Consider the following 26,426-nt stretch of genomic DNA (forward strand, 5'->3'; position numbering starts at 1 on the left):
GGACCAGGAGAACTTCGCATGGCTGAAGGACCGAACAACCGGTTTCTCGGCAAGTTCCGGGGGCGGGTGATCGACAACAGGGATCCGCTCAAGCTCGGCCGGATCACGGCCCAGGTGCCGGATGTGCTCGGCGACGAGGCCTCCACCTGGGCGCTGCCCTGTCTGCCGTTCACCGGACGGCAGGCGGGTCAGTATGTCGTGCCCGAGATCGGCGCCGGTGTGTGGATGGAGTTCGAGCAGGGTGATCCCAGCTTCCCTATCTGGACGGGGAGTTGGTACGGCGACGCCTCCGAGCTGCCTCCCCGCGCGAGCGCCGAGCTGCCCGGCTCTCAGCCGGTGGTCATCCAGACGCCGGGCGCTCACAAGCTGGTGATGTCGGACGTGCCCGGCGGTACGGGGATTCTCCTTGAGGCCAAGGGCGGCGCGTACATCCAGATCGACGAGAAGGGCGTGACGATCGGCAACGGCAAGGGGGCGTCGATCGTGCTGATCGGCGACGAGGTCAACATCAACGAGGGCCGGCTGATCGTGCCGAAGAAGCGATGAGCACAGGGACCAAGGGAACGGGGAGTTACGTGTTGTCGGGGAATCTCGTGAACGGCGGCAGCGTGATCAGCTGCCCGCACGGCGGCCGCGTCGTGCCCGCCTCCGCCCCGTCGTCCGGCGTCCGGATCGACGGCCATCAAGTGCCCACCGCCGCCGGCGTCTTCATCGTCAGCGGCTGCCGCCACACCGTCGACGGCGTGCCGCATCCGTGCGCCACCGTCCGCTGGACGCCGCACCGTGGCAGCGTGCTCATCGACGGCTCACCCGTGCTGCTGGACAGCACATCCGCGCTCTGCTTCAGCGCCGCGCTGGTGCCGCAGGGCCCGCCGGTGGTCGCCGTGTCGGCACGGGGGGTGTCGTCCCGATGAGGAGCGATATCGCCTTCCCCTTCCGCACGGACCGGCGGGGACGCACCGCGCACGCGGCGTACGACGAGCATGTGCGCGATCTGATCGAGCAGTTGCTGTTCACCAGTCCCGGCGAGCGTGTGATGCGCCCCGACTTCGGCTGTGGGCTGCTCGATCTGGTCTTCACGCCCAACAGCCCCGAGCTGGCCTCCGCGCTGGAGCTGTCGGTGCAGGCATCCCTGCAGCGCTGGCTGGGTGAGCTGATCGAGGTGGAGGCCCTGGACGTGGTGAGCGAGGAGAACGTGGTCAGGGTGTATCTGCGCTACGTGGTGCGCTCCACCGCGAGCCGGCGCGACGACGTGTTCGAGGGGAGCGGCCCGGCATGAGCGGTACGAGCAAGGAGTTGGTCTGCCGTACGGACGGCAGGCGCGCCAAGGTACGGGCCGCGCAGCTCGGCGGTGTGGACGCCGTCGAGGTCGGTGACGACGGGCTGACGCTCACCGTCACCTTCCTCGGCAAGGCGCCCCACGGGCTGTGCCCGGAGAACATCCGCATCGACGGCGGGCGCCGGATCACCGGCATCGAGGCCGTCGAGGTGTCCGTCGAGCGCGAGGAGGACCCGGAGCTCGACGACCGGCTGTTCGTCACGCTGGACCGCACCGGCGACACGTCCCGGTACACGCTCTCCGTCGTGGACACCGATCCGTACGGACGGCCCGGCACCGAGCCCTTTCCCGGCTTCGACCAGCGCTATTTCTCCGCCGGGTTCGACTTCCGGCCCGACTGCCCGACCCCCTTCGACTGCAAGGACGAGCAGCCCGACTGCCCGCCTGCCTTCCCTGCCGCGCCGGTCATCGACTACACCGCGCGCGACTACGACACGATCCGGCGCCTGATCCTGGACCGGCTGGCGCTGACCACGCCGGACTGGGTGGAGCGCAATGCCGCCGACCTCGGCACGACGCTGGTCGAGCTGCTCGCCCACACCGCGGACCGGATCAGCTATCAGCAGGACGCGGTGGCGACGGAGGCGTATCTCGACACGGCCCGCCGCCGCGTCTCCGTACGCCGTCATGTGCGGCTCATCGACTACCCGATGCACGACGGCGTCAACGCGCGCGCCTTCGTGGCGGTCGAGACAGTACGGCCGCTGACGCTGCAGCCCGGGACGTACCGCTTCGCTGCCGTCGACGTCCGCAGCCTGGGACCGCGCGACAGGCCCGAGATCGGCACCGTCATCGAGGACCGGGACCTGGCCGTCCTCGACGAGCGCGGGTCGGTTGAGGTGTTCGAGCCGGTCGTCGCCGACGAGCCGCTGGCGCTGCGCCCCGAGCACAACACCATCCGCTTCTGGACCTGGGGCGACGAGGTGTGCTCCCTGCCCAAGGGGGCCATATCCGCGACGCTGCGGGACGCGTGGGCGGACGAGGAGTGCTCGGTCCGGTCTCTCGAGCTGGCTCCGGGCGATCTGCTGCTGATCGAGGAGGTGCTGGGGGCCCGCTCGGGTACGCCGGGCGACGCCGACCTGGCCCACCGTCAGGCCGTACGTCTCACCTCCGTCACACCGGTCGTGGACCGGCTGGCCGACCAGCCGCTCCTTGAGGTCACCTGGGCTCAGGAGGACGCGCTCGCCTTCCCTGTCTGTCTGTCGACGCGCGGCGGCGCGGACTGCGAGCCGGTCGAGGATGTGAGCGTGGCGCGCGGAAATGTCGTGCTCGTCGACCACGGGCGGTCGCTGACGTTCTGCGGCGGGACTCCGGAGACGGTCACCGTGCCTCCCGCGCCCGCCGTCCTCGGTTCCTGCGAGCCGTCGGGCTTCGGCTGCTGGGACCGCAAGGAGGGCAACGCCACGGCGGATCTGATCAACGCCCGGCTGGAGCAGACCCGTTGCGGACGGCTGCTGACCGCCGATCAGATACGGGAGCTGTTCACCGTCGTCGGCGAGGGCGAGACCGCACGCGCGGGTCTCGGCCTCGAACTCGCGGGCCGCCGGAGGGAGAAGGTCGTCCCCGGCACCGCCTACGAGCAGGCCGAGGCACTTCAGACACTGCTGGCGCAGGTCGTCTACCCCGGTATCCCGGCGCGCTTCCGGCCCGTGCTGCCCCGCTCCCCCGTCGTCCAGTCGGTGCCGTTCCCCGACCCGCGTCATGTCTCGGCGGGACAGTCCACCCGGCTGGCCGCCATCCCTGGACGCGTCCGGCAGCGGCTTGTGGAGCTGTGGCGCAGCGCCCGCGACTGCGACGGGCTGACGGAGCCGGAAATCGCCGAGCTGACCGTGCTGTTCGGGCTCCGCGTGCTGGAGCGCCTCGAGCTGCGCCGCCATCCGGTGCGCGCGCTGCGGGAGTTACTGCATCGCAGTGAACGGCTGCTGGCCGCGAAGCTGCGCCGTCTCGATGTGCTGACGGCCCGGTCGCGGGCCGGTGCGGTGCTGGACGACTCCATCGCCTGGGAGATCACCCACACCTGGGGCGCCGAGTACGCGGCGGGGATAGATCCGGACGAGCCGGTGCTGCGGGGTCCCGCGGCCTCGCTCGTACAGGATCCGCGGGCCGCGCTTCCCGCCGTGACGCTCGCGGACGGCGAGAAGTGGTGGACCGCGAAGCGGGATCTGCTCGACTCGGGTGCGCGCGAGCGGCACTTCGTCGGTGAGCTGGAGGACGACGGCCGGATCGCGCTGCGGTTCGGGGACGGGCGCCAAGGCGCCCGCCCGCAGCCGGGCGCGCGGCTGGAGCTGCACTACCGGCTCGGCGGCGGCACCGCCGGCAATGTCGGCGCGGAGTCCATCAACCATCTGGTGCTGTGCCGTGATCCAAAGGACGCGGAGGCCGGGAACCCGATGCCCGTCGCGGGTGTACGCAATCCGCTGCCCGCCGTCGGCGGCACGGAGCCCGAGCCGGTGGAGCAGGTGCGCCAGCTCGCCCCGCTCGACCTGAAGCGCACCCGGCTGCGGGCCGTCACCGCCGAGGACTATGCGGCACTGGCGTCGAAGCTGCCCGGAGTGCAGCGTGCGGCCGCCGAGATCCGCTGGACCGGCAGCGTGCAGGAGGCGCATGTCGCCGTCGACGCGCTGGGCAACGGGGACGCGTCCCCGGAGCTGCTCGACTCGGTGGCGTACGCACTGGAGAGCTACCGCCGGATCGGGCACGACCTGGTGGTGGGGCCCGCGCGGTCCGTGCCGCTGGACATCGCGCTGGCGGTGTGCGCGGCGCCCGGTCATCAGCACGGCCAGATTCTCGCCGAGCTGTACCGGCTCCTCGGCAACCGCCGGCTGACCGGCGGACGGCTCGGCTTCTTCCATCCCGACGCGCTGACCTTCGGTGAACCGGTGCGGCTGAGCCGTCTGGTGGCCACCGCTGCGGCCGTCCAGGGCGTGGAGAGCGTACGGGTGACCCGGCTGCGACGACTGTTCCACGAAGACCCACTCGATGACACGGCACTGGAGGCAGGCGTGCTGCGGCTCGGCCCGCTGGAGATCGCGCGTTGCGACAACGACCCCGACCGGCCCGAGCTGGGCCGGCTCTCGATCGAGCTCGGCGGAGGTGCGCGATGAGCGGCTCCTGCGGTTGCGGCTGCGGCGGGCACGACGAACGCCACGCGCCCAAGGCCCTGTACAACGCTCCGGGCCGCACGGCCCTGAACTACCGGGTCGGCGAGTACGGCTCGTTCCTGGCGGCCATGCTCGACCGGCTCGCCTCCCCCGCCTATCCGGCGCTGCGCGGGCTGACCGTCCGCACCCCGGACGATCCGTCGATCGGACTGCTCGACGCGTGGGCGGCCGTGGGCGATCTGCTCACCTTCCACTCCGAGCGCATCGCCGACGAGGGGTATCTGCGCACGGCCGACGAGCACCGTTCGCTGGCTCTGCTGGGGCGTCTCGTGGGACACCGGCCGCGGCCGGGCATCGCCGCCGACACCCATCTCGCATACACGCTGGACAGGGATCCGCGGGCCGAGGACGTGCCGGTGCTGATCCCGCGCGGCGCGCGCGCGAACAGCGTGCCCAGCACCTCCGACGAGGAGTCGCAGGCCTTCGAGACCGGCGAGGATCTCATCGCCCGCTGGGCGTGGAACGAGCTCGCGGTGCGCCGGCGCCGGCCGGCGCTGCTCACCCCGGACGATCTGCGGGGGCGCCCGGAGATCTTCGTCTCCGGGACCGACGCCTCCCTGCAGACCGGGGACAGGCTGCTCTTCGTCTTCGGCGGGGACAAGGACACCCCCGGGCAGCGGCTGCTGCTTCCGGTGGCACGTATCCGCATCGACCGGGACGACGAGGTCACGGCGATCGGGCTGCCGCAGTCCGCCCCGCCCTCGCTGTCCGAGCTGGTGGCCGAGCTGCGCGAGTGGATCACCGAGGACGAGCGGGAGGTCGAGGAGGGTGAGCCGACCCCCGACAACCCCAACCCGCGTCCTGTCAGCCGGATCATCGAGGACTTCGACACTCAGGTGCTCGCGCCGTTGCGTGCGGATCTGGCCGGGATCAAGACGCCGGCGCAGTTCGCGGCGCGGCTCGTCGAGCCGCACGACCGGCTGGCCGAGGCGCAGGCGATCGCCGCGCCGTACGAGGAAGTCGCCGCCTGGTTCGAGCAGTTGGAGGCCGTGGTCGGCGAACTGATGGAGCGGGCGGCCGATCTGGAGCCGTCCCGCCCGGAGATCCCGGCGGCTGCTTCGGACTCACCGGCCATGCAAGCCCTGGGGGCCGTACTTCCCGCGCTGCGCACCCAAGTGGTGCGCCCGCCGTCGGGAGCGCGCACCCTGTCCCACGATCCTGGCCGGTACTTCGCGCCGGGCTCCGATCTCGGCGCGCAGCTATTGTCGGCGCTCGATCCACGGGTCTCCGACGGCATGTACGCGGCATGGCGGCGGGCGGCGCCTGCCACGCCCGCGCTGCTGCGGGAGCTTCAGGCGATGCGGGTGACCGCCGCGCCGTTCGGGGCGACGGCACCGCTCAAGCCCGTGCAGGACGAGCGCGGGCGGGTGATCCGGCAGACGGACTGGCCCGTGAGCGGCGGGGAACTCACCACGATGCGGATCGTGTACGACACGGCCGGACGGGTTCCGGTGCGCGCCGAGTTCCAGCACATCGAGACCGGGTCCTCATGGCAGCGTTCGGAGAACCTGCCTGCGGACACGAGCTTCGGTCTGGGGCCCGGCAGGGTCCAGCTGAAGACCCGGGTGAGCCAGGACCACGATCTGAGCTGGCTGACCAGGCGCCCCGCGGACTCCCAGGAGCCCGGTGTGACCGCCGAGTTCTCCGAAGGGCTTCCGGAGCGGACGCTGTTCGTGTCGAGGCCCGCCGAGGACGGGCGGGTGCATGTGGCCGTGCAGAACGGCCAACCGCTCAACTGGCTGCTGTCTCCCGGTGAACACAAGCAGGTCACGCACGGCGGTGTGGAGGTGACCGCTCGGTACACGGTCGGCAGCGAGCCCCCGAATGTCGAGATCGGCATCGCGACGGTGCCGGAGCAGGCGAACCGTCATGTCCTTCCGCTCGACTCCGTACAGGACGGGATCACCGTCGGCAGCTGGGTTGCGATCGAGCGTCCCCGCAAGGGCGCCGACGAGCCCGACGGGATCCCGGGGGACAAGAAGCTCGCGTTGGTGACCACCCGTGTCACCGCAGTACGCACGGCCGCGTACACCAACTACGGCATCACCGGCCGCGGCACCGAGCTGACGCTCGCCGATCCGTGGCTCGACGAGCACGACGTCCTGCTCTCGGCGATCCGGGACGCGACCGTGCACGCGGGCGGCGAGGCGCTGCGCCCCGCCGACGAGCCGCTGGGCGAGGACGTCCACGGCAATGAGCTCGAACTGGCCGAGCTGTACGACGGGTTGCGGCCCGGCCGTCATCTGGTGGTCTCGGGCGAGCGCACCGACATCCCCGACACGGCAGGGGTCCGCGGCACCGAACTGGTGGTGATCGCGGCGGTGGAGCAGCAGCTCGACCCGCAGCTGCCGGGCGACCATGTCCACACCAGGCTGACGCTCACCACCGATCTGGCCTGTCGCTACCGGCGTGACACGGTGCGGATTCAGGGCAATGTGGTGGCGGCGACGCACGGTGAGAGCCGTGACGAGCCGATCGGCAGCGGCGACGCCGACCGGGCCAACCAGACGTTCACGCTGTGGCAGTCGCCGCTGACCTGGCTGCCCGCCGACAATCCCCTGGGCGCGACGCCCACGTTGGAAGTGCGCGTCGACGGGCTGCTGTGGCACGAGGTGGACAGCCTGGCGGGGCGTGGTCCGCGCGAGCGCGTCTATGTCTCGGGGACGGCCGGGGACGGGCGTACGACGGTGACCTTCGGCGACGGAGTGCACGGCGCACGGCTGTCCACCGGGCACGAGAACGTCCGGGCCCGGTACCGCTTCGGCACCGGCCGGGCCGCCAACGTGCGGGCCGACCGCATCACTCAGGCGGTCTCCCGGCCGCTGGGCGTCAGTGCCGTCACCAATCCGCAGCCCGCCACGGGCGGCGCGGACGCCGACGGTCCGGGGCTGACCCGGCGCACGATCCCGCTGGCGGTCTCCGCGCTCGACCGGCTCGTGTCCGTCGAGGACTACGAGGACTTCGCCCGCTCGCGTGCGGGCATCGGACGGGCCGCGGCCCGCGAGATCTTCGACGGCCGGCGCCGGGTGCTGCATGTGACGGTCGCCGGGGTCGACGACATCGCGATCGCCGATGACTCCGAGGTGCTGCGTGCGCTGCGCTCCTCGCTGGCCGAGTACGGCGACTCGCGCCTGCCGGTCAGGGTGGATGTGCGCGAGCTGGTGCTGCTGCTGCTCGCGGCGAAGGTGAAGGTCGCCCCCGACCACACTTGGAGCGTCGTCGAGCCACGGCTGCGGCAGGCTCTGCTGGCACAATTCGGCAGCGGGCGCCGCGAGTTGGGCCGTCCGGCCCGTCTGTCCGAGGTGCTGGCGACCGCCCATTCGGTGCCGGGCGTCGACTATGTCGACGTGGATGTGTTCACCGGCGTGCCAGCGTCCGTGACGCCCGACGAGCTGACCGGGCTCGCGGATTCGCTCGCCGAGCCGCGCACCGCGGTCGGGGCCAGGCTCGCCGAGTACGACGAGGACGTGCACCGCGTCACCGCCCAGGACGGCGAGACGCTCACCCAGGTCGCCGCCAGGCACGGCATCTCGCTCGCCGAACTGCTACGGCTGAACCCGGACATCACCGATACCCGGCGGCTGGAGAAGGGCCGGGCCGTGTTCGTCTTCCGCGGGATCCGGCCCGCCCAGCTCGCCCTGCTCTCCCCGCATGTCGCGGACACGCTGATTCTGACGGAGGTCACCTCATGACCAGGGAACCGGACGGCCTCGCCGATCTGCTTCCGCAGTGGCACCGCCTGCGGGACGCCGAGGGCGGCGAGCCGCTGCGCGCCCTGCTCGCGGTGATCGCCGAGCAGGTCGACCGGGTGCGGGACGGGGTCGAGCAGGGATACGAGGACTGGTTCGTGGAGACCGCGGCGCCCTGGGTGCTGCCGTATCTCGGCGATCTGGTCGGCTACTCCCCGCTGCCGGGCTACGAACGTGTGCAGGCGCAGGGCCTTGAGGGAGAGGGCGGCGACGATTCACGCCTGCGTCTCGCCGAGGCCCTGGCGCCGCGCCGCGATGTGGCCGCCACCGTCGCCAACCGACGGCGCAAGGGCACCCTCGCCCTGCTCGAGGAGTTGGCGGAGGACGTCGCCGGATGGCCTTCGCGGGCCGTGGAGTTCTCCCGGCTTGTCTCCCACCAGCAGCCGGTGAAGCTGTACGGATCGGGCACGGAGGCCGCCAACGCGCGCCGTCTGGAGCGCGGCAGGCTCGTGGACGTACGCGACGGTGCGGCGCTCGATCTGGCGGGCGGGCCGTTCGGCGCGGTGGCCCGGTCGGTGAATGCGCGACGTGCCAACTCGACCCGTACGCAGGGCGGTTACTCCCCCACCGGAGTGGGTCTGTTCGTCTGGCGGCTGAAGCCGTACCACGTGACCGAAGCGCCCGCGTACTGCATCGACCGGGCCCGCAACCTCTACACCTTCTCGATTCTGGACAATGACTCGCCGCTGGTGACCAAGCCGGTGCCCGAGCCGTCGGCGACCCACATCGCGACGATCGACAATGTCCCCGCGTACATCCGGCGCAGGCAGCTCGCCGACCGGCTCGCGGACTACTACGGGCCCGGCAAGAGCTTCACGATCTGGCGCGACGGGCAGGACGAGCCGGTGCCGCTGTCGGACATCGTGGTGGCGGATCTGACGGACTGGCGCTACCGGCCCAAGCGCGGCCAGGTGGCGGTCGATCCGGCGCTCGGCCGGATCGCCTTCGGTTCGCGGTCCGCGCCGCGGCAGGGCGTCTGGGTCAGCTACCACTACGCGTTCGCCGACGACACGGGCGGCGGCGAGTACCCGCGCGAGCGTGAGACGCCGACGGCGGCGAAGGTCTACCGGGTCGGCCCGGACCAGAGCTACCAGCGGATCATGGACGCGTACAACGACTGGCAGCGCGACCGGCGTTCTGGGCAGTGCGGCCCCGAAGGCATCATCGAGATCACGCACAGCGGCGCCTACCAGGAGCAGCTGGACTTCGATCTGGACCCGGGCGACCGGCTTGAGGTGCGCGCCGCCGAGGGAACCCGGCCGGTCATCCGGCTGCTCGACTGGTACAGCAACCGGCCCGACGCGCTCAACATCCGTGCGCAGGAGGACTGCGAGGGTGACGCGCCGCGGATCGTGCTGGACGGTCTGCTGATCACCGGACGCGGACTCAATGTCACCGGGCCGGTCGGGGCTGTGGTGCTGCGGCACTGCACGCTCGTACCGGGCTGGTCGCTGGAGCCTCAGTGCCATCCGCACTCCCCCGAGGAACCCAGCCTGGTCCTGGACCGCACCACCGCGTGTGTGTCCATCGAGCGCAGCATTCTCGGCACCATCGAGGTCATCGGCGACGAGGTGAACCACGACCCGCTGCCCATCCACATCCGGGACAGCATCCTGGACGCCACAGGACATGAGCTGCCGGCGCTGTCCGCGCCGGACTGCCGCCATGCGCACGCCGTGCTCCACGCGCACCGCACCACCGTCATCGGTGAAGTCCACACCCATGCCGTGGAGATCGCCGAGAACAGCATCTTCACCGGGCGGATGCAGGTGGCGCGGCGGGGCATCGGCTGTATGCGTTTCTCGTACGTGCCTCCCGGCTCACGCACTCCGCGCCGCCACCGCTGCCAGCCGGACCTGGTGGGCAGTCAGAACGCCCAGCTGGTCCGCCCGCTGTTCACCGGTGAGCGCTATGGCACGCCCGCGTACGGGCAACTCGCGGCGGGCTGCGCGGAGGAAGTCAAGCGCGGCGCCGAGGACGGTTCCGAGATGGGCGCCTTCCACGACCTGTACCAGCCGCAGCGCGAGGACAGCCTGCGGGTCCGGCTCGCCGAGTACACCCCGGCCGGTACCGACGCCGGGATCATCCCCGTCACCTGACACGACTTCTCACCGACGTACGAACTTCCGAGGGGGACCCCTTCCCATGCACGCAGACATCTCCCGCAGCACCTTCCGGCCGGACCGGCACTACTCGTCCGTGATCGCCCAGCAGGGCCGCGTCCAGCTGGACGCCGATGCCAATGAGCAGACCGCGATCCAGCTCGCGCAGGCCCGTACCACCGCCGCCGATCTGATCGGACAGCACGGCGGGCCGCGCGGCGCGACCGGCTTCGAGCTCCACTTCCTGGGCGGGAGCCGGGAGTTGGACGATCTGTCCATCGGCGGAGGCCGCTATTACGTGGACGGCATCCTGCTGGAGGCGACCCGCCCGCAGCCGGGCGTCCCGGTCGTGGACGACGCGCACAGCGCCGAGGAGAGCGAGAAGGACGAGCCCGCCGAGGCGCCCGCGCCGGCCGCGCCGCCGGCCACCTGGACGTACTGGGACCAGCCGGACGGTCACCGGGACGCCGAGCGTCCCGGTGACCGGCTGCCTTCCCAGTTCCCGTATCTGGCATATCTGAAGGTGTGGGAGCGCTCGGTCACGGCGGCCGAGGACCCGCTGCTGCGTGAGGTCGCGCTCGGGTCGGCGATGCCCGACACCGCCGCCCGGCTGAAGGTCGTCTGGCAGGTGCTGCCGCTGGCCGGCTCGCAGCTGGAACTCGAGGACGGGGCGACCAAGGACCAGGTCCGCGCGGCGTTCGCCAAGTGGGCCACGGCGCAGGCGCCGACCGCTCGGATGGCGGCGCGCAGCGAGCGTCCCGAGCACGCGGACGAGGACCCGTGCCTGGTGAAGCCGGACGCCCGCTACCGGGGCCAGGAGAACCAGATGTACCGCGTGGAGATCCACGAGGGCGGCGCGGCCAAGGACGCGACCTTCAAATGGTCCCGGGAGAACGGCTCGGTGACCTTCCCTGTCGACGAACTCGACGGCACCTGGGTGGAGTTGGCCTCACTCGGCAGTGACGACAAGCTCGATCTGAACGTAGGCGACCTGGTCGAGTTCGTGGACACCGCCTACACCAGCCGCGGTGAGCCGCTGCCGCTGCTGCGGGTGGAGGAGGTCGACCTGCCGGGCCGCCGGGTGCGGCTCTCCGGCGAGCCGGATCCTTCGGTCGGCAGGCGCCCCGGACTCCACCCGTTCCTGCGGCGCTGGGACCACCGGTCGGGTTCGTCCCGGCACACGAGTGGCTCCGGCCGTACGAAGCAGGGCGCATCGAAACTGCGCAACGGCGCGGTCCGGATCGAGGAGGGCGGCTGGCTGCCGCTGGAGGACGGCGTTCTCGTCTACTTCGAGCCGGGCAGGACGTATCGGCCCGGCGACTTCTGGACCGTTCCGGCGCGTACGGCGACGGGCAGTGTCGAGTGGCCCACGGATGCGGCGCGCCGGCCGCTGCTGCAGGCCCCGGCCGGGATTCAGGTGCACTACGCGCCGTTGGCCTGGGTGCTGGGCGAAGGTTCGGTCGCGGATCTGCGGATGACGTTCGGGCCGCTGGCGGCCGTCATCCCGGCCGCGGACGAGGAGGCGCTGGCGGCGGAGGCCTCGGCCGAGACGGAGGCCGCTGCTGCCGAGACTGCTGCGGCGGCCGGTTCGGGCGGGCAGACGGCGGGGCAGGACGACGAGGGACAGCCCGAGAACTGACGTACCAACCGGGAAGGAGCACCACGATGGCAACGCCTCTGTCCGCCGACAAACTGCTCAAGGCCCTTCGCGACGAAGGGCTTCAGGTCGTCGAGCACCGTAGCTGGCGCACACACAACCGCAACCACAAGGGTCCGTGGGGGCCCATGCACGGGGTGATGATCCATCACACCGTGACCTCTGGCACCCAGAACTCCGTGGACATCTGCTACAACGGCCACTCGAGTCTGCCCGGGCCGCTGTGCCATGGGGTGATAGCCAAGGACGGCACCATCCACATGGTCGGCAACGGGCGCGCCAACCACGCCGGGCTCGGCGACGACGACGTCCTGCGCGCGGTGATCAACGAAACGGCGCTGCCCGGCGACAACGAGGCCAACACCGACGGCAATCGCTACTTCTACGGCTTCGAGTGCGTCAACCTCGGCAATGGCACGGACCCGTGGCCTGCGGCCCAGCTGGAGGCCATCGAGAAGGCGGCGGCCGCGATCTGCCGGGCGCACGGCTGGACGTACCGCTCGGTGATCGGGCACAAGGAGTGGCAGCCGGGGAAGATCGACCCGCGCGGCTTCACGATGGACTCGATGCGCGGCCGGATCAAGGCGCGTCTGGCCGGTAAGCCGGGAGGCCCGACCAAGCCGCCGACGCCGAAGCCCCCGGCGACGTTCGAGCCGTTCCCGGGCGCCGCGTTCTTCCAGGCCGGACGGCACAGTCCCATCATCACGGCGATGGGAAAGAGACTGGTGGCCGAGGGCTGCGGGCGGTACGAAGTGGGCCCGAGCCCGGACTGGTCGGAGGCGGACCGCAAGTCGTACGCCGCATGGCAGCGCAAGCTGGGCTTCTCGGGGAGCGACGCCGACGGCATCCCGGGAAAGTCGAGCTGGGACAGACTCAAAGTGCCCAACGTCTGACCGCGCCCTGTACGACGCCGGCCGGACGGCTCTCCTTGGACGAGGGCCGCCCGGCCGCTGCGTGCCCTGTAGCGTTTCGCGAGAGGATGATCGGCTTCCGGCAGGAGGGCACATGGGCAAGGACGCGATCGTGGTCATCGGAGCAGACGAGGTGCGTGCGGCCCTGCCCATGGCAGCGGCGATCACCGCGCTCCAGGACGCGCTGCGCGACGGGCTCGACCCGGAGGCCGATCCCGCCCGCACTGTGGTCCCGGTCGGGCATGGGCAGCTGCTGCTGATGCCGTCGCACTCCCGCCGCTACGCCGGCGTCAAGATCGCCACGGTGGCGCCGGGCAACCCCGCCATCGGGCTGCCTCGTATCCAGGGCAACTACCTGCTGCTGGACGCAGCGACGCTCGGCCCGCTGGCCGTTCTCGACGGTGTCGCGCTGACCGCCGTCCGTACCGCGGCGGTCTCGGCGGCCGCCGCCGATCTCCTCGCCGTACCGGACGCCGAGCGTCTCGTCGTCTTCGGCACCGGACCGCAGGCGCACAGTCATATCGAGGCGCTGCGTGCTGTCCGCCCGGTCCGGCACATCACCGTGGTCGGCCGCGACCTCGACCGGCTCGCCGGCTTCCTTCAGCAGTACGGGGATTCGGATCCTGTGGTGGAAGCGGGTACGGCGGACGCGGTGGCGCAGGCGGATCTGATCGCCTGCTGCACCACCGCGCGCACTCCGCTGTTCGACGGGTCGGCCCTGGCCGCGCACGCGACCGTCGTCGCCGTCGGCTCCCACGAACCTGATGCCCGCGAGGTGGACGACGAGACGGTGCGCCGCTCGACGGTGGTCGTCGAGGCGCGGGGCGCGGCACTGCGCGAGGCGGGCGACGTCATCCTGGCCATCGGCTCCGGAGCGCTGGAAGCCGATTCCCTCGTCGGCCTCGCGGACCTCGCCCGCGGCACGGTCACGACCGAAGGCTCCCGCCCCCGGCTCTTCAAAAGCGTCGGCATGGCCTGGGAGGACCTGGTTGTCGCCGGTGTCGCCTACGAGGCGCACATCGGCTAAGGCTTCGGTTCAGCGGCCGCCAGGCGGTCACCACCAGAAGGCCGAGTGAGAGCCTCGGGAACGCCATCAGCTTTCCGAAATGCTGTACCTCCAGGCCGAGTTTGTACGCCAGCAAAAACAGCAGATGGGTGATGTGTGAGGCGTTCGGGACCTCGTCGTCACTGAGCCCGGCGACACCCGGCTCACCGAATCCGGGGGCCGCGAGGTCCACGCGGGCCGGCGGAACCCGCCCGTTGTAGGCGTCGTGCACCGCCTTCAGCAACGCGCTCTTGCCGCTGCCGCGCCCGCCGACGACATGGATGAGTGGCGCACCCCTGGGATAGGCGAAATCGACCCGGTACCCGCCACTCTGATGCAGGCCGACAAGCCTGGGTACAAAGCTCTCGTGCAGCGCCCCCTGACCGTACGGTCTCCCGCCCACGGCGCTCCCCCGGCCTTCTGTGATTGCATGCAGGTTCATTCGATCAACTCCCCGCGCACAGAGGAAACTTACCGAACCGGGGTCGAGCCGAGACGCGTGTTGTGAATGCCGATGCCAACGACTGTGGCCGGGCGATATGACCAGCCGTCAGCCACACCTGCCCGGGCGCGGCGAGGAGCTCGGCGATCCGGTGCGCCGAAGGTGAGTGGAGCCGTCGATCGCCTTGCCAACCGCAGCCCTCAATCATCCATTTGACGGTGGAGGGGCAGACTGCCAACAACTTCACAGGGTTTCGGTTTCCTTTATTGACACAGGAAATTAACTCACCTACGTTTCCCGCCATGCCGTCGACGTACCGCGTTGAGACGTTCCCGGCGGCCACCCCGGCCGCCTCCTCGGTGTTCACCACCGTGCTGTCCCAAGGCCCGCTCACCAGGGTGGAGCTCGCTCGCCGTACCGGGCTCTCCTCGGCCGCGGTGACCAAGGCGGTACGCCCGCTCATGGAGGCGGGCTACGTCGTCGAGGCGGCCGATGCGGCGGACGACGGTGCGCGCCCGGCCCTGGGGCGCCCCGCCAACCCGGTGCGAGTCGACGGCGGCAGAGCCCTGTTCCTCGGCGTCAAGGTGACGGCGGACGAGGTCATCGCGGTGCTGACGGACCTGTGCTGCCGCATCCGCGTCGCCCGGCACGCGCCGCTCACCCGAAGCGAACCGGCCGCCGTGCTCGACCTCATCGCCTCGCTGACGGAGGAGTTGCTGACCGAGGCCGAGGGCTACGGAGTCCAGGTCCAGGGACTGGGCATCGCCGTCTCGGGCGATGTGGACCGCGCCGCCGGCGTGGTCAGGTATTCACCCTTCCTCGGCTGGCACGACATCGCTCTCGCCGACGTGGCAATGGAGGCAACAGGCCTTCCGGTCACTGTAGACAACGATGTCCGCGCCCTGACCATCGCCGAGCAGTGGTTCGGCGGTGGCGTGGGCTGCGCGAACTTCGCACTGGTCACCGTCGGCGCCGGCATCGGCTGCGGACTCGTCGTGAACGGCCGGGTGGTCTCCGGCTCGCACGGCGTGGCCGGCGAGATCGGCCATCTCTCCATCGACCCGCAGGGGCCGTTGTGCCACTGCGGCAATACCGGCTGCGTGGAGGCGATCGCGTCGGACTCCGCGATCGTGCGCCGTATCCGCGCAGACACCGGCCGGGACGTGGCCGACTCGGCACAGGGCCTGGAGCTGGCCCACGGCGGGAATCCCGTCGCCCGCGCCGCGTACGCACGAGCCGGCGAGGCGATCGGCCGGGCCATCGGGGCCGTGGTCAATCTCCTCGGTCCCGAGCGTGTGATCATCTCCGGCGAGGGCCTGGCGGCGTACGACCTGTTCGCCGAGCAGATCCGAGAGGCGTTCTCCAGCGCCGCCTTCGGCACCGCCGCGCAGTGCGAGGTGACGACTCGTCCGCTGCCGTTCGACGAATGGGCCCGCGGGGCCGCGGCCGCCGCGATTCAGACGTTCATCGGATCCGAACCCTGTTAGGAGAACGCCATGCTGTCCCCCGCAGCCCTCACCGCAGGAACCGTAGCCCTCGCTCTCGCCGCCGCCCTGACCGCAGCCTCCGGGCAGGCCACATCCAGCTCACGGGCCACTCCCACCGCGCGCCCAACTCCCCTTCAGGGAGGCGGCCTTGCCCAGAAGCCGTACATGGGCTGGAGCAGCTGGAGCATGCAGTCCAGCAAATACCCCGGGCTCAACCCCACGGGCGACTACAGCTACCTCACCGAAGCCAACGTCCTCAAGCAGGCGGACGCCCTGGCTGCAAAGCTCAAGGCGTACGGCTACGAGTACGTCAACATCGATGCCGGCTGGTGGCGGACCTGGGACTGGAAGCCCGGGTTCGACCGGTACGGACGGCAGAAGGCCGACCCCGAGCGCTTCCCGCGCGGGATGAAGCCGGTGGCCGACCACATCCACGCCAAGGGGCTGAAGGCCGGCATCTACCTTCCCGTCGGCCTGGAGAAGGAGGCGTACGGGGAGGGCAAGGTCCCGGTTTGGAACGCGGCGGACTGCACCACCGGCGACATCGTGTACAGCGATCTGCGCACGACTAACGGCTGGGACAGCTCCTACAAAATCGACTTCTCCCGGCCGTGCGCCCAGAAGTACATCGACTCACAGGCGCGGTTGTTCGCCGACTGGGGTTATGACTTCCTCAAGGTCGACGGGGTCGGGCCCGGGTCCTTCAAGAGCGGTGACAACTACGACAACCGCGCCGACATCGCGGCCTGGAAGCAGGCGCTGGCCGGCACCGGACGGGACATCCATCTCGAGATCTCCTGGTCCCTGGACATCAACTACATGGCCGACTGGAATAAGCACTCCAACGGCTGGCGTATTGACACTGACGTCGAGTGCTACTGCAACACCCTGGTGACGTGGGACAACTCCGTCGAGGACCGGTGGCGCGACACCCCGGCCTGGACCCGGCACGCAGGGCCCGGCGGCTTCAACGACCTGGACTCCCTCGACGTGGGCAACGGCGCCATGGACGGGCTGACCAAGGCCGAGCGGCAGAGCTATGTGACGCTGTGGGCCATCTCCAAGTCCCCCTTGTACACCGGCGACGACCTCACGCGTCTCGACGACTACGGAATCGCCCTGCTCACCAACCGCGAGGTCCTCAAGGTCGACCAGCAGGCGTCCCCGCCGGCCCGTCCGGTGACGGCGGGCGAGCAGCAGGTCTGGGGTGCGAAGAACCCGGACGGCACGTACACGGTCGCCCTGTTCAACCTCGGTGACTCCCCTGCAGCGGTGACGGCGAACTGGTCCAGCTTCGGCTTCAGCGGGCAGGCCTCCGTACGCGATCTGTGGAACCGCGAGAACCTCGGCCGGCACAAGAGCAGCGTCACACAGGCCCTTCCCGCCCATGGATCGCGCCTGTTCACCATCACCCCGCACGGCCCGGCGCAGCCCATGACGGCGTACGAGGCGGAGGACTCGGCCAACACCCTCAGCGGCAACGCCTGCGTCGGCGGCTGCGACGAGTGCTCGGGCGCGAAGAAGGTGGGCGGCCTGTATCTGGGCGGGGCCCTGCGCTTCAACGACGTTGTGGTCGACAAGGCCGGCACGTACCTCATCAACGTCGGCTACACCAGCGGCTACCCCCGCTCCATCCAGGTCTCCGCCAATGGAAGGCTTGCCGCCACCTGGGACTTCCCGTCCAGCGGCGGGTGGGGTGCCGCAGCGGCCATCAGCGTCCCCGTTTCCTTGAAGGCGGGCAGCAACACCGTCACCTTCGACAGCGGCCCTTCGGGCTACGCACCGGACATCGACAAGATCGACGTGCCGAAGCGGTCCTGACCGGTAGCGGCCGGTGACGCTCCGGCCGCCGCCCGCCTCCCCCTCCTCTCCCCCGTTCTGCCCGACCACCGTGGAGTGCCCCGTGGACGATCAGCACGCCTGTATGCCTGCGCAGCCCAGCCGCCGCGGATTCGTCTCGCTGGCCGCCGCGGTCGGAACGGCCACCGCGCTCGGTGGCCTCCCGGCCTTCACCGCCTCGGCCGCGCCCGCCCGGCCCGTCACCTCGCCGATGCTGCCGAAGGCGTCGACGACGCAGATGTGGTACCGAGCCCCGGCCTCGGACAAGAGAATGATCGAGCAGGCCCTTCCGATCGGGAACGGCCGGCTCGGCGCCCTCGTCGGCAACGACCCCTCGCATGAACTGCTCTTCCTCACCGACGCCACCCTGTGGACCGGCGGGCTCAACGGCACCCTGGACCAGGACGGCCAATTCCCGTACGCCCGTGAGAACTTCGGCAGCTTCACCCAGCTCGCGCACCTGACGATCGACATACCCGACCACGACCTGTCGGCCGTCTCGGACTACCGCCGCGGCCTCGACCTCAGCCAGGGTCTCGTCAGCGCCACATACACCAGAGCGGGTGCGACGTACGAGCGCCAGATCTACTCCAGCTTCCCCGACGACACGATCGTCATCCGTCTTACGCAGCGGGGCGGCGGCACCTACACCGGCACGATCAGCCTCGACGGCACCCATGGCGAGTCCACTTCGGCGGACAAGACGCGCACCTCGCTCTGGTTCGGTGACTCTTTCGGCAACGGTCTGCGCTACGGAGCGGCCGTCACCGCACGCAGCGGCAGTGGCTCGGTCAGCGTCCGCGGTACGCAGATCGCCTTCTCCCGGTGCAAGGACCTCACCGTGGTGGTCAGCGGCGGAACGAACTACGCACCGGACGCGGCCACCGGCTATCGCAGCCCCGGGCCTGACCCGGCAGCACTCGCCCGTACGAAGGCGGTGACCGCCGCCCGCCAGTCGCCGACCGCACTGCTGCACACCCATGTCACCGACTACCGCGCCCTGTTCGACCGTATGAGCATCTCGCTCGGCGAATCGACGGCGCAGCAGCGGCGCCTGGACACCTGGGAGCGGCTGAAGGCACGCACCCAGCAAGGTGATCCGGACCCGGAGCTTGAGGCCACCTATGTGCAGTTCGGCCGCTACTTGATGATCAGCGGCTCCCGGGACAGCGTGCCGCTCAATCTGCAGGGCCTGTGGCTGGACGGCAACGACCCGGACTGGATGGGCGACTACCACAGCGACATCAACATCCAGATGAACTACTGGATGGCCGACCGCACCGGGCTCTCGCGCTGCTTCGACACGCTCACCGACTACTGCCTGGCCCAGTTGCCGTCGTGGACAAAGCTCACCCACGAGTTGTTCAACGACCCCCGCAACCGCTACCGCAACTCCTCCGGAAAGAACGCCGGCTGGACCGTGGCCATCTCGAGCAACATCCATGGGGGTCTTGGCTGGTGGTGGCACCCGGCCGGTAACGCCTGGCTGTGCAACTCCCTGTGGGAGCACTACGAGTACACCCAGGACACCGCCCATCTGAAGAGGATCTACCCGCTCCTCAAGGGGGCCTGCGAGTTCTGGGAGGCCAGGCTGGTGACCACCACCGTCACCGACCTGACGACCGGCGCCACCCGCCAGGTTCTCGTCGCCGACAGTGACTGGTCGCCGGAGCACGGTCCGCTCGACGCCAAGGGCATCACCTATGCGCAGGAGCTGGTCCGGGCACTCTTCGCCAACTACCGGCAGGCGTGCGCCGATCTGGGCAGGGACGCCCGCTACAGCGAGACCGTCGCCGCCCTGCAGGACCAGCTGTATCTGCCCGAGGCCAGCCCGAAGACCGGCTGGCTCCAGGAGTGGATGTCGCCCGACAACCTCGATGAGACCACGCATCGCCATCTGTCCCCACTGATGGGCCTGTTCCCCGGCGACCGTATCCGGCCGGACTCCGTGTCCAAGGAGCTGCTCGCCGGTACGACGGCTCTGCTCACCGCCCGTGGGATGGAGAGCTTCGGCTGGGCGAACGCCTGGCGGGCCCTGTGCTGGGCCCGGCTGAAGCACGCGGAGAACGCCTATCAGCTCGTCGCCGGCAATCTTCGACCGTCCACCGGTGGCAGCAACGGCTCCGCCATGAACCTCTTCGACATGTACCAGGTCGAGCAGGGGCGCGGAATCTTCCAGATCGACGCGAACTTCGGCACTCCGTCCGCCGTGATCGAAATGCTGGTGTACTCGCGTCCCGGACACATCGAGCTCCTTCCGGCGCTGCCCGCCGCCTGGTCCGGCTCCGGCGCAATCAGCGGGATCGGAGCCCGCGGCGGGTTCGTCGTCGATGTGAGCTGGCGGGACGGCAAGGTGGAGCAGGCCCGTATCCGCAGCGTCGGCGGTCACGCGACGACGGTGTCGTGGCGTGGCACCTCGCGCACCGTCAGGCTGCAGCCCGGGAAGTCCCTCACTCTGCGGGACTTCGGCTGATGGCCCGGCGCATGGCATGTGTGCTCGCACCGGCGCTCGCTCTCTCGTTGTACGCCTCGGGGAACGCCACTTCCCCCGCCGCGGCAGCAGCCGGGCAGCGTCCCGTGGTCACCTGGGCGGCGAGTGCGGACCGGCTCGGCGAGGCCGTGTCCGACCGCAGCTACCGGCTCGTCGTCCACACGAGCGGCGGCGGGCGCGGGCTGCGCATCCGGGTCTCCAACGCGTTCGGCGACCGCCCGCTGACCTTGGGCGCGGCGTATGCCGGCGTCCAGAGCAACGGCGCCCTGCTCGTTCCGGGAAGCAACAGGAAGCTGGCCTTCTCCGGCTCACGGTCCGTGACCCTGGCCGCGGGAGAGTCCCGGTACAGCGATCCACTGCCGGGCAGCGTGAAGGCCCAGAGCAATCTGGTGATCAGCCTGTACGCGCAGATCGCCGGCGGGCAGGCGACCGGGCACGGCATGGCTCTCCAGACTTCGTACACCGCGAGCGGCGATCATGCTGCCGAGGAGACCGACGACGCGTACACGGAACGGATCGCGTCGTGGCTCTACCTCGACGCGGTCACCGTGGGAGCCGCGCCCGGCACCGGTGCCGTGGCCACTCTCGGGGACTCGATCACGGACGGCTGGCAGTCGACCACCGACAAGAACCGCCGCTGGCCCGACTATCTCGCCGGGCGACTGCACGCCGCACCGGGCGGCAGCATCCAGGGCGTGGCCAACGAGGGGATCTCCGGGAACAAGGTCCTGATGGACGGCGCAGGGCAGAGCGCGGTCGGGCGACTGCAACGGGACGTGCTCTCCCAGGCCGGAGTGCGGACCGTGCTCCTCTTCGAAGGCATCAACGACATCAAGGCCCATGACGGCGTGACGGCCGCCGGTCTGATCGCGGGCTACCGCGAGATCATCGGCCGGGCGCACGCGGCGGGAAAGTGCGTCGTGGGCGCCACCGTCCTGCCGTACAAGGGCTGGTCGGAGTGGACCCCTGCCGAGGAAGCCGTCCGCAGGGACGTGAACGCATTCGTCCGCACCGGCGGTGAGTTCGACGCCGTGGCCGACTTCGACCGGGTGCTGAGAAGTCCGTACGACAGCGAGAGGATGCTGCCGACCTTCGACGGCGGCGACCATCTGCACCCCAACGACAAGGGCATGCAGGCCATGGCCGACTCCGTCGATCTGTCCGCGCTGGCGTGCGAGCGCGGAGGAACTCCCCCGTACTCATAAAGGGAGTTCCCGCAGCGAGCGCTCCACCTCATCGGCCCGCGCCACAAAGGCCTCGAGCAGATCCTGTGCGGCCCGCGGCACCGCGCCCGACGGTCGGCGCTGGACGACCAGCAGCACCTGCGGGCTGTCGTCCGCGAGCGGCCGGTAGGTGATCGCGCCGCGTCGTTCCAGCGGGTCGTCCATAACGCTGAAGTCCGAGGCGGACCATCCGACGCAGTGCGTGATACCGCGCCAGGGCTGCTCATACCCAGTGCGTTATCGCGTGCAGCTTGCCGGGAGTGTCGGGGAGCCGGTCGCCTGCCCGCAGGCCGCGCCTGCGCGGATGCGGGCCTTCGGCCGTGCACGCCAAAGCGGCCCGTGAGGACGTCGGCGTTCAGCCCGTGAGGACTCCGGGGAGAGCCAGGGCCGCCACGAGAGTCATGCCTGCGAGCAGCCAGGCGATGTAGTCGCCGATGTGTCCTGAGTGCAGACGGCGCAGAGGTTCCGTCCAGTCGTGCGACGTCATGTCCCCTGGCCGCCGCACAGACCGCCAGCCGCCTCCTCCGTGGCCGCCTTGCCCAGTCCCGTACCGAACGGAGGCAGACCCGCGAGCGCCAGGCCCCCCGTCACGAACATCGCGGCCACCAGCCGCAACCCGCCCGCTCGTCCGTACAATTCGTGCTCGTCGACGCTCCCGTAGCGGTCCAGCAGGATGCCCACGCAGGCGAACAGCGCCGCCTTCACGCCCACATGTCCAGCACGTACACGGCAACGCCGCCCGCCGCTTCCGGCGTGAGCAGCCCGAGACCGGTCAGGAACAGTCCCGTATGGGCGACCGTCGAAGAGGCCAGCAGCCGCTTCAGGTGCCGCTGCTTCCAGCACATGACCGCGCCGACGACCGCTGAAGCTGTGCCGAGGACAACCAGCGCCCGTTCCGCGTCGGCCGCAGGAATACCGCCTGCGGCGAAGACACCGGAACGCGTGCAGGCAGAACCGGCGGGCAGGCGAGGCCGACCGGGCCTCACCCGGAGGGTTCGTCCGGGACCGGCTGCTCGGGATGTACGGAGCCGCTCCGCGGCGACCCACGGGGCCCGGCACCCGTCTGGTCCACATCCGGCAGACCCGGGTCGGGATCGGGCGTGCCGTCGTCCGGCGCATCGGGGCGGGGTACATCCAGCGGGTCGTCGCCGTCGTGCGCCTGCTGGTCGGGCAGGTCCTTCGGCACCTGCGTGTCCGGGTCCGTCCCGGTCTCTTCGGGACCTTCAGGTCGGCGGTCGGTCATGGTGGTCCTCCTCGGCGGGAGCCCTGTGGCAGGAGCTTCGTACGAGGCATCAGCGCTCCCTGCGGCGACGGGTACCCGAACGGCACGTGGTCAATCAGCTGCGCCGGAATAAGCCCGGCGTGAGAATTCGTTGAAGGTGCATGCAAATTGGCGGCCGCCGCTGTCCGCCGGACCCGATTCCGGCGTACTCGTCGCTGCCCGCTCTGATCATCGGGGCTGTGGATCCGTCGGAGACCGGCGCCGCAAACGGCCTCAACACCTTGATGCGTTCGATCGGCACCTCGGTGTCGAGCGCGGTGATCGGCATGGTCCTGGCCCACACGGCGGTCCCGATGGGTTCGGTGCTCGTGCCCAGCATGAACGGCTTCCGGATCTCCTTCCTGATCGCTACGGGCGCCGTGGTCATCGGTCTCGTACTGGCCGCGTTCCTGCCCTCGCAGAAAGACGCGATGCGGCCGCGGCTACGGGCGAGCAGCGAGGACGAGAGCAGCCAGGAGCCGGCATCCGTGGCCGAGTCGGCCGGGCCCGGGTCCGGATCTGCCGGGCCCGCCGGGTTCCGGGGCCGGGTGCGGGACGCCGAAGGCGCTCCCGTACCCGGGGCGAACGTGACGCTGATCGACCGGCGGGGCAAGCAGGCTGGACTGACCGCGGCGGACCAGGACGGTCTCTACACGCTGACCGCGCCGGCGGAGGGCAGCTATGTGCTGGCCGGCTCGGCGACCGGTTATGCGCCGCACGCCTGTCCGGTCGCGTACGACGGGGGCGGACTGACCGTCGATGCGGATCTGGTCCTGACGGCGCACTCGCTGGCTCGCCGGGGCGCGATGTTGTCGTAGTCAGCCGGGTTCCTGGCCGGCTGGACGCCGCCGTGCCCAGCGGAGTACGACGACAGAGGCCACCGCTGCGAGCGCGCACCAAGTGGAGACGAACTCCAGCCGCCACAGCACGGCGCAGGCCACCGCCCCGGCCGCGGCCAGCAGACCGAGCAGGCGCAGCACCGGATCACCGGCGAGCAGCAAGGAGCCGACGGTGGCCAGGAGATATCCCGTGATGATCAGGGGCGAGTGCGGCAGGTCCAGGACGTAGCCGAGGGTGTGCCCGCGGATGTCCGCGCTCACGTGCCGGGCGGCGAGACGGTACGCGAGGACGGTGGCGGTGGCGAGCCCGACGACAACCGGGATCACCAGCCTGCGACGGGCGCGCGGCGGCGCGGCGAGCAGGACGCCGAGCGGCACCCATACCGGCAGCAGAGGCAGCGCGATGACGGCCCAGGTGACGGTCGCCGGGCCCGTACCACCGCCGGAGCGCCAGACGAGGGACTCGATGATCTGGTGGGCGCCGAGGAGCAACGGCAGCGCGGCGAGCGGCAGATCGCGGACCCGGTGCACCTGTGCGACGCAGGCCACCCCGATCGCGGCGATGCCGGTGCCCACCACGAGGTCGGCAGTTGCACTCCAGCACATGGCGTCAACCGCCCGGCACGTGTGGGGGCACCGCCATCGACGATCCCGCGTTGCCCGCCGCCTGGCGGCGACCCAAGCACCACCGGACCGGATTCACCGTCTCCTACTCACCTTTGGCCGTCCGTACGAGATCTAGGTGTATTGACCACGAGCGTCGTTGACAGTGACCCAGGGCTGGTTTCGTCCACTTTTTACGACCTTGCCCGAGGGGGATGACTGTGATGAGTCGGAGGGCGGCATAGCGGGAATCGTCGGCACCGTTCTCTGTGATCCAGTTCGCGGCGGTCTGCTCGCTGAAGCCGAGTAGCCGGATTGCCCGGGAGTCGCTACCGCGCTGCGGGATGTTCAGTCCTGCGAGCAGGTGTCCGCGTCATCCTCGCTGCGTCGGGTCTGCCGGGCAGACCAGGCACTGGCGTCGCGGCTGTAGCGGATGAGGAACTGGGCGAACTGGGTGCGCTCGGTCGGCTTCCATGCGGCGGTGATGTGTTCAAAGGTCTCGCGCTGCTCCGAGGCGAAGCGGTGGCGCTCGGTTTCGCCGGCCTGCGTGAGTTCAAGGACAGTGCGTCGGCCGTCTGCCTGGGATGCGGCTCGCCGCAGCAGCCCGTCGGCAATGCAGGCGGCAATGGTGCGGCTGGCGACGGGCTGTGTGACGCCCATCTCGGTGGCGATGCCCCCCACCGTCATCTCGCCGGGCGCATCCGCGACCACGTTCAGGACGAGGTTGCGGGTCAGATCCCCGCGCCCGCCCGGGGCACGCCGCCGCAGTCGCGACAGTGCAGGTCCGACCAGATCGAAGAGGCCCTTGCCGGTCTCCGGAGGTGTTGACGAGCTGCTCATGCCGTCATCCTAGGGAGCTTCGATCGAACACGCATAACCATGCTGCATGCATGTGCATAGCTTTAGGTATATATTGAGATGAGGGTCGTACTTTAGGAATCGAGGTAAGCCATGTCCGTGACCGCTATCACCGGTGCCCGGGTCTTCGACGGCGAGAAGACGTTGGGGGTGACCACCGTGCTCATCGAGGGCGGACGGATCGCCAGCATCGGCGGCATTGCCCCAGGAGGGGCCGAGATCGTCGATGGCAGTGGCGCCACGCTGCTCCCGGGCCTGATCGACGCCCACGTCCACACCAGCCGGGACGCGCTGGCGTTGGCGCTGCGGTTCGGTGTGACGACCGAGCTGGAGATGCAGGGCACCAATACGCGGGACAATCGGGCCCACATCAGCCAGGATGACACCGTTGCCGACGTGCGTTCCTCCGGTTTCGGCATCACCCCTCCGGGCGGACACCCCAGCGAGCTGTTCCCCGAGGGCTTCCGTCCCGGCCCGCCCGCAGGCGCGAAGCCGACCGGACCGCCGCCGCTCATGCCGTTCTCCACCACCCCCGAAGAAGCAGTCGCCTTCATCCCGCAGCTCATCGAGCGCGGCTCGGACTACATCAAATTCATGGTCGACGACGGCAACATCGAAGGACACCCCGGCCTGCCCATGCTCAACCAGGCCACCTTGAACGCCGGCGTGGCCGAGGCCAAGAAGCACGGCATGCTCACCATCGCCCACACCCTGACCGCGGACGCCACCCGCATGGCCATCGAAGCGGGCATCGATGGCCTGGCCCACCTCTTCATGGACCAGCCCCACACCGACGAGATCATCGGGCTGATCACGAATGCTGGAGTGTTCGTCGCTCCCTGCGTCGTCCTGAACGCCTCCATGATGGGCATCACCGGCAGCGACCTCGCCGACGACCCGCGCGTCGCTTCCCGCCTCGATGCCGACTGGGACAAAGCCCTCCGCTCCGCCTTCGGCCACTACCCCCAGGGCAAGATCGAAGACGTCCTGGCCACCGTCAAGGCCCTCGCCGACGCGGGCGTGGACCTGTTGGTCGGCACCGACGTGTCCCTGCCCCTGCCGTTCCTGGGCGGCCTCGCCCACGGCGCCAGCGTCCACCACGAACTGCAGTATCTGGTCCGAGCCGGTCTCACCCCCGCCCAGGCCCTGCGTGCGGCCACCGCCACCACCGCCCGCCGCTTCGGCCTCGAAGACCGCGGCCGCATCGCCGAAGGCATGCGCGCCGACCTCCTCCTCGTCGACGGCGACCCCACCACCACCATCTCCGACTCCCTCAACACCCGCGCTGTCTGGCGCCGCGGCACCCGCCTCGCGGCCTGACCCCACACCCTCACCCACCGCCAAAGGCCGCCGACCATCCGGTCGGCGGCCTCATACGTGGCCACACTCCCGCCTGAGCCATCCGGCCGAAGACGGCCG

General features: G+C 70.3%; 17 protein-coding genes and 3 pseudogenes. 15 read left to right on the plus strand and 5 right to left on the minus strand.

The window, feature by feature from the left end:
- Positions 1-18: 18 nt before the first annotated feature.
- The 13 genes from AB0D12_RS21410 to AB0D12_RS21470 all read left to right on the plus strand — a co-directional run bounded on the left by AB0D12_RS21410 (position 19) and on the right by AB0D12_RS21470 (position 21,428).
- Positions 19-546: a phage baseplate assembly protein V gene (locus AB0D12_RS21410; protein WP_362684991.1), complete on the plus strand. Its 528-nt coding sequence runs from the start codon at positions 19-21 to the stop codon at positions 544-546.
- On the plus strand, positions 543-914 hold the full coding sequence (locus tag AB0D12_RS21415; RefSeq protein ID WP_362684994.1) for a hypothetical protein: 372 nt from the start codon (positions 543-545) through the stop codon (positions 912-914). Before AB0D12_RS21410 ends, AB0D12_RS21415 begins: the two co-directional genes overlap by 4 nt.
- The gene (locus AB0D12_RS21420) at positions 911-1,279 is read left to right on the plus strand and encodes a GPW/gp25 family protein (protein WP_266487781.1); all 369 of its coding nucleotides are present in this window, start codon (positions 911-913) and stop codon (positions 1,277-1,279) included. Before AB0D12_RS21415 ends, AB0D12_RS21420 begins: the two co-directional genes overlap by 4 nt.
- Positions 1,276-4,443 (plus strand): putative baseplate assembly protein, encoded by a 3,168-nt coding sequence (locus AB0D12_RS21425; RefSeq protein WP_362684997.1) that lies wholly within the window; start codon positions 1,276-1,278, stop codon positions 4,441-4,443. Before AB0D12_RS21420 ends, AB0D12_RS21425 begins: the two co-directional genes overlap by 4 nt.
- Positions 4,440-8,192: a putative baseplate assembly protein gene (locus tag AB0D12_RS21430; protein ID WP_362685000.1), complete on the plus strand. Its 3,753-nt coding sequence runs from the start codon at positions 4,440-4,442 to the stop codon at positions 8,190-8,192. Before AB0D12_RS21425 ends, AB0D12_RS21430 begins: the two co-directional genes overlap by 4 nt.
- Positions 8,189-10,348: a hypothetical protein gene (locus tag AB0D12_RS21435; RefSeq protein WP_362685003.1), complete on the plus strand. Its 2,160-nt coding sequence runs from the start codon at positions 8,189-8,191 to the stop codon at positions 10,346-10,348. Before AB0D12_RS21430 ends, AB0D12_RS21435 begins: the two co-directional genes overlap by 4 nt.
- A 46-nt stretch (positions 10,349-10,394) precedes the next feature.
- Entirely contained in the window at positions 10,395-11,990 is a 1,596-nt protein-coding gene (locus tag AB0D12_RS21440; RefSeq protein WP_362685006.1) for a DUF6519 domain-containing protein, read from the plus strand.
- Positions 11,991-12,016: 26 nt separating this feature from the next.
- On the plus strand, positions 12,017-12,901 hold the full coding sequence (locus tag AB0D12_RS21445) for a peptidoglycan-binding protein (protein WP_362685009.1): 885 nt from the start codon (positions 12,017-12,019) through the stop codon (positions 12,899-12,901).
- A 112-nt stretch (positions 12,902-13,013) separates the two neighbouring features.
- The gene (locus AB0D12_RS21450; RefSeq protein WP_362685012.1) at positions 13,014-13,946 is read left to right on the plus strand and encodes an ornithine cyclodeaminase family protein; all 933 of its coding nucleotides are present in this window, start codon (positions 13,014-13,016) and stop codon (positions 13,944-13,946) included.
- A gap of 762 nt (positions 13,947-14,708) precedes the next feature.
- Positions 14,709-15,893: an ROK family transcriptional regulator gene (locus tag AB0D12_RS21455; RefSeq protein ID WP_362685015.1), complete on the plus strand. Its 1,185-nt coding sequence runs from the start codon at positions 14,709-14,711 to the stop codon at positions 15,891-15,893.
- 9 nt (positions 15,894-15,902) lie between these two features.
- Positions 15,903-17,714 (plus strand): carbohydrate-binding protein, encoded by a 1,812-nt coding sequence (locus tag AB0D12_RS21460; protein WP_362685018.1) that lies wholly within the window; start codon positions 15,903-15,905, stop codon positions 17,712-17,714.
- A 103-nt stretch (positions 17,715-17,817) separates the two neighbouring features.
- Positions 17,818-20,205, plus strand: a complete 2,388-nt coding sequence (locus tag AB0D12_RS21465; protein WP_362685207.1) for a glycoside hydrolase N-terminal domain-containing protein — start codon at positions 17,818-17,820, stop codon at positions 20,203-20,205.
- Positions 20,205-21,428: an SGNH/GDSL hydrolase family protein gene (locus AB0D12_RS21470; RefSeq protein WP_362685021.1), complete on the plus strand. Its 1,224-nt coding sequence runs from the start codon at positions 20,205-20,207 to the stop codon at positions 21,426-21,428. Before AB0D12_RS21465 ends, AB0D12_RS21470 begins: the two co-directional genes overlap by 1 nt.
- Here the strand turns inward: AB0D12_RS21470 and AB0D12_RS21475 are convergent.
- The 3 genes and pseudogenes from AB0D12_RS21475 to AB0D12_RS21485 form a co-directional block, all read right to left on the minus strand.
- Positions 21,423-21,623 (minus strand): annotated as a pseudogene (locus tag AB0D12_RS21475) (LysR family transcriptional regulator); the annotation flags it as partial. The gene AB0D12_RS21470 and the pseudogene AB0D12_RS21475 sit on opposite strands and share 6 nt — an antisense overlap.
- 178 nt (positions 21,624-21,801) lie before the next feature.
- Positions 21,802-22,378 (minus strand): annotated as a pseudogene (locus AB0D12_RS21480) (proton-conducting transporter membrane subunit); the annotation flags it as partial.
- A gap of 50 nt (positions 22,379-22,428) precedes the next feature.
- Positions 22,429-22,689 (minus strand): hypothetical protein, encoded by a 261-nt coding sequence (locus AB0D12_RS21485; RefSeq protein WP_362685024.1) that lies wholly within the window; start codon positions 22,687-22,689, stop codon positions 22,429-22,431.
- A 182-nt stretch (positions 22,690-22,871) separates the two neighbouring features.
- On the opposite strand from AB0D12_RS21485, the pseudogene AB0D12_RS21490 reads away from it, so the two are divergent.
- A pseudogene (locus tag AB0D12_RS21490) lies at positions 22,872-23,525 on the plus strand (MFS transporter); the annotation flags it as partial.
- Here AB0D12_RS21490 and AB0D12_RS21495 read toward each other — a convergent pair.
- Positions 23,526-24,152, minus strand: coding sequence for a DUF6629 family protein (locus AB0D12_RS21495; protein ID WP_362685027.1), 627 nt, complete (start codon positions 24,150-24,152; stop codon positions 23,526-23,528).
- A 345-nt stretch (positions 24,153-24,497) separates the two neighbouring features.
- Positions 24,498-24,989, minus strand: a complete 492-nt coding sequence (locus AB0D12_RS21500) for a MarR family winged helix-turn-helix transcriptional regulator (RefSeq protein ID WP_362685030.1) — start codon at positions 24,987-24,989, stop codon at positions 24,498-24,500.
- A gap of 111 nt (positions 24,990-25,100) precedes the next feature.
- Here AB0D12_RS21500 and AB0D12_RS21505 point away from each other — a divergent pair, with 111 nt between their 5' ends.
- A complete protein-coding gene (locus AB0D12_RS21505; protein ID WP_362685033.1) occupies positions 25,101-26,327 on the plus strand; it encodes an amidohydrolase family protein in 1,227 nt (408 codons plus the stop codon).
- Positions 26,328-26,426 lie beyond the last annotated feature (99 nt).

This window comes from Streptomyces sp. NPDC048479, from assembly GCF_040651435.1.
Taxonomy (GTDB): Bacteria; Actinomycetota; Actinomycetes; order Streptomycetales; family Streptomycetaceae; genus Streptomyces.

Bases quoted from the DNA above. Each gene is read 5' to 3' on its own strand.
- AB0D12_RS21420 (WP_266487781.1), top strand. From the start codon at position 911: ATGAGGAGCGATATCGCCTTCCCCTTCCGCACGGACCGGCGGGGACGC.
- AB0D12_RS21440 (WP_362685006.1), top strand. From the start codon at position 10,395: ATGCACGCAGACATCTCCCGCAGCACCTTCCGGCCGGACCGGCACTAC.
- AB0D12_RS21430 (WP_362685000.1), top strand. From the start codon at position 4,440: ATGAGCGGCTCCTGCGGTTGCGGCTGCGGCGGGCACGACGAACGCCAC.
- AB0D12_RS21425 (WP_362684997.1), top strand. From the start codon at position 1,276: ATGAGCGGTACGAGCAAGGAGTTGGTCTGCCGTACGGACGGCAGGCGC.
- AB0D12_RS21460 (WP_362685018.1), top strand. From the start codon at position 15,903: ATGCTGTCCCCCGCAGCCCTCACCGCAGGAACCGTAGCCCTCGCTCTC.
- AB0D12_RS21485 (WP_362685024.1), bottom strand. From the start codon at position 22,689: ATGACCGACCGCCGACCTGAAGGTCCCGAAGAGACCGGGACGGACCCG.
- AB0D12_RS21465 (WP_362685207.1), top strand. From the start codon at position 17,818: ATGCCTGCGCAGCCCAGCCGCCGCGGATTCGTCTCGCTGGCCGCCGCG.
- AB0D12_RS21445 (WP_362685009.1), top strand. From the start codon at position 12,017: ATGGCAACGCCTCTGTCCGCCGACAAACTGCTCAAGGCCCTTCGCGAC.
- AB0D12_RS21415 (WP_362684994.1), top strand. From the start codon at position 543: ATGAGCACAGGGACCAAGGGAACGGGGAGTTACGTGTTGTCGGGGAAT.
- AB0D12_RS21470 (WP_362685021.1), top strand. From the start codon at position 20,205: ATGGCCCGGCGCATGGCATGTGTGCTCGCACCGGCGCTCGCTCTCTCG.
- AB0D12_RS21495 (WP_362685027.1), bottom strand. From the start codon at position 24,152: ATGTGCTGGAGTGCAACTGCCGACCTCGTGGTGGGCACCGGCATCGCC.
- AB0D12_RS21410 (WP_362684991.1), top strand. From the start codon at position 19: ATGGCTGAAGGACCGAACAACCGGTTTCTCGGCAAGTTCCGGGGGCGG.
- AB0D12_RS21450 (WP_362685012.1), top strand. From the start codon at position 13,014: ATGGGCAAGGACGCGATCGTGGTCATCGGAGCAGACGAGGTGCGTGCG.
- AB0D12_RS21505 (WP_362685033.1), top strand. From the start codon at position 25,101: ATGTCCGTGACCGCTATCACCGGTGCCCGGGTCTTCGACGGCGAGAAG.
- AB0D12_RS21500 (WP_362685030.1), bottom strand. From the start codon at position 24,989: ATGAGCAGCTCGTCAACACCTCCGGAGACCGGCAAGGGCCTCTTCGAT.
- AB0D12_RS21435 (WP_362685003.1), top strand. From the start codon at position 8,189: ATGACCAGGGAACCGGACGGCCTCGCCGATCTGCTTCCGCAGTGGCAC.
- AB0D12_RS21455 (WP_362685015.1), top strand. From the start codon at position 14,709: ATGCCGTCGACGTACCGCGTTGAGACGTTCCCGGCGGCCACCCCGGCC.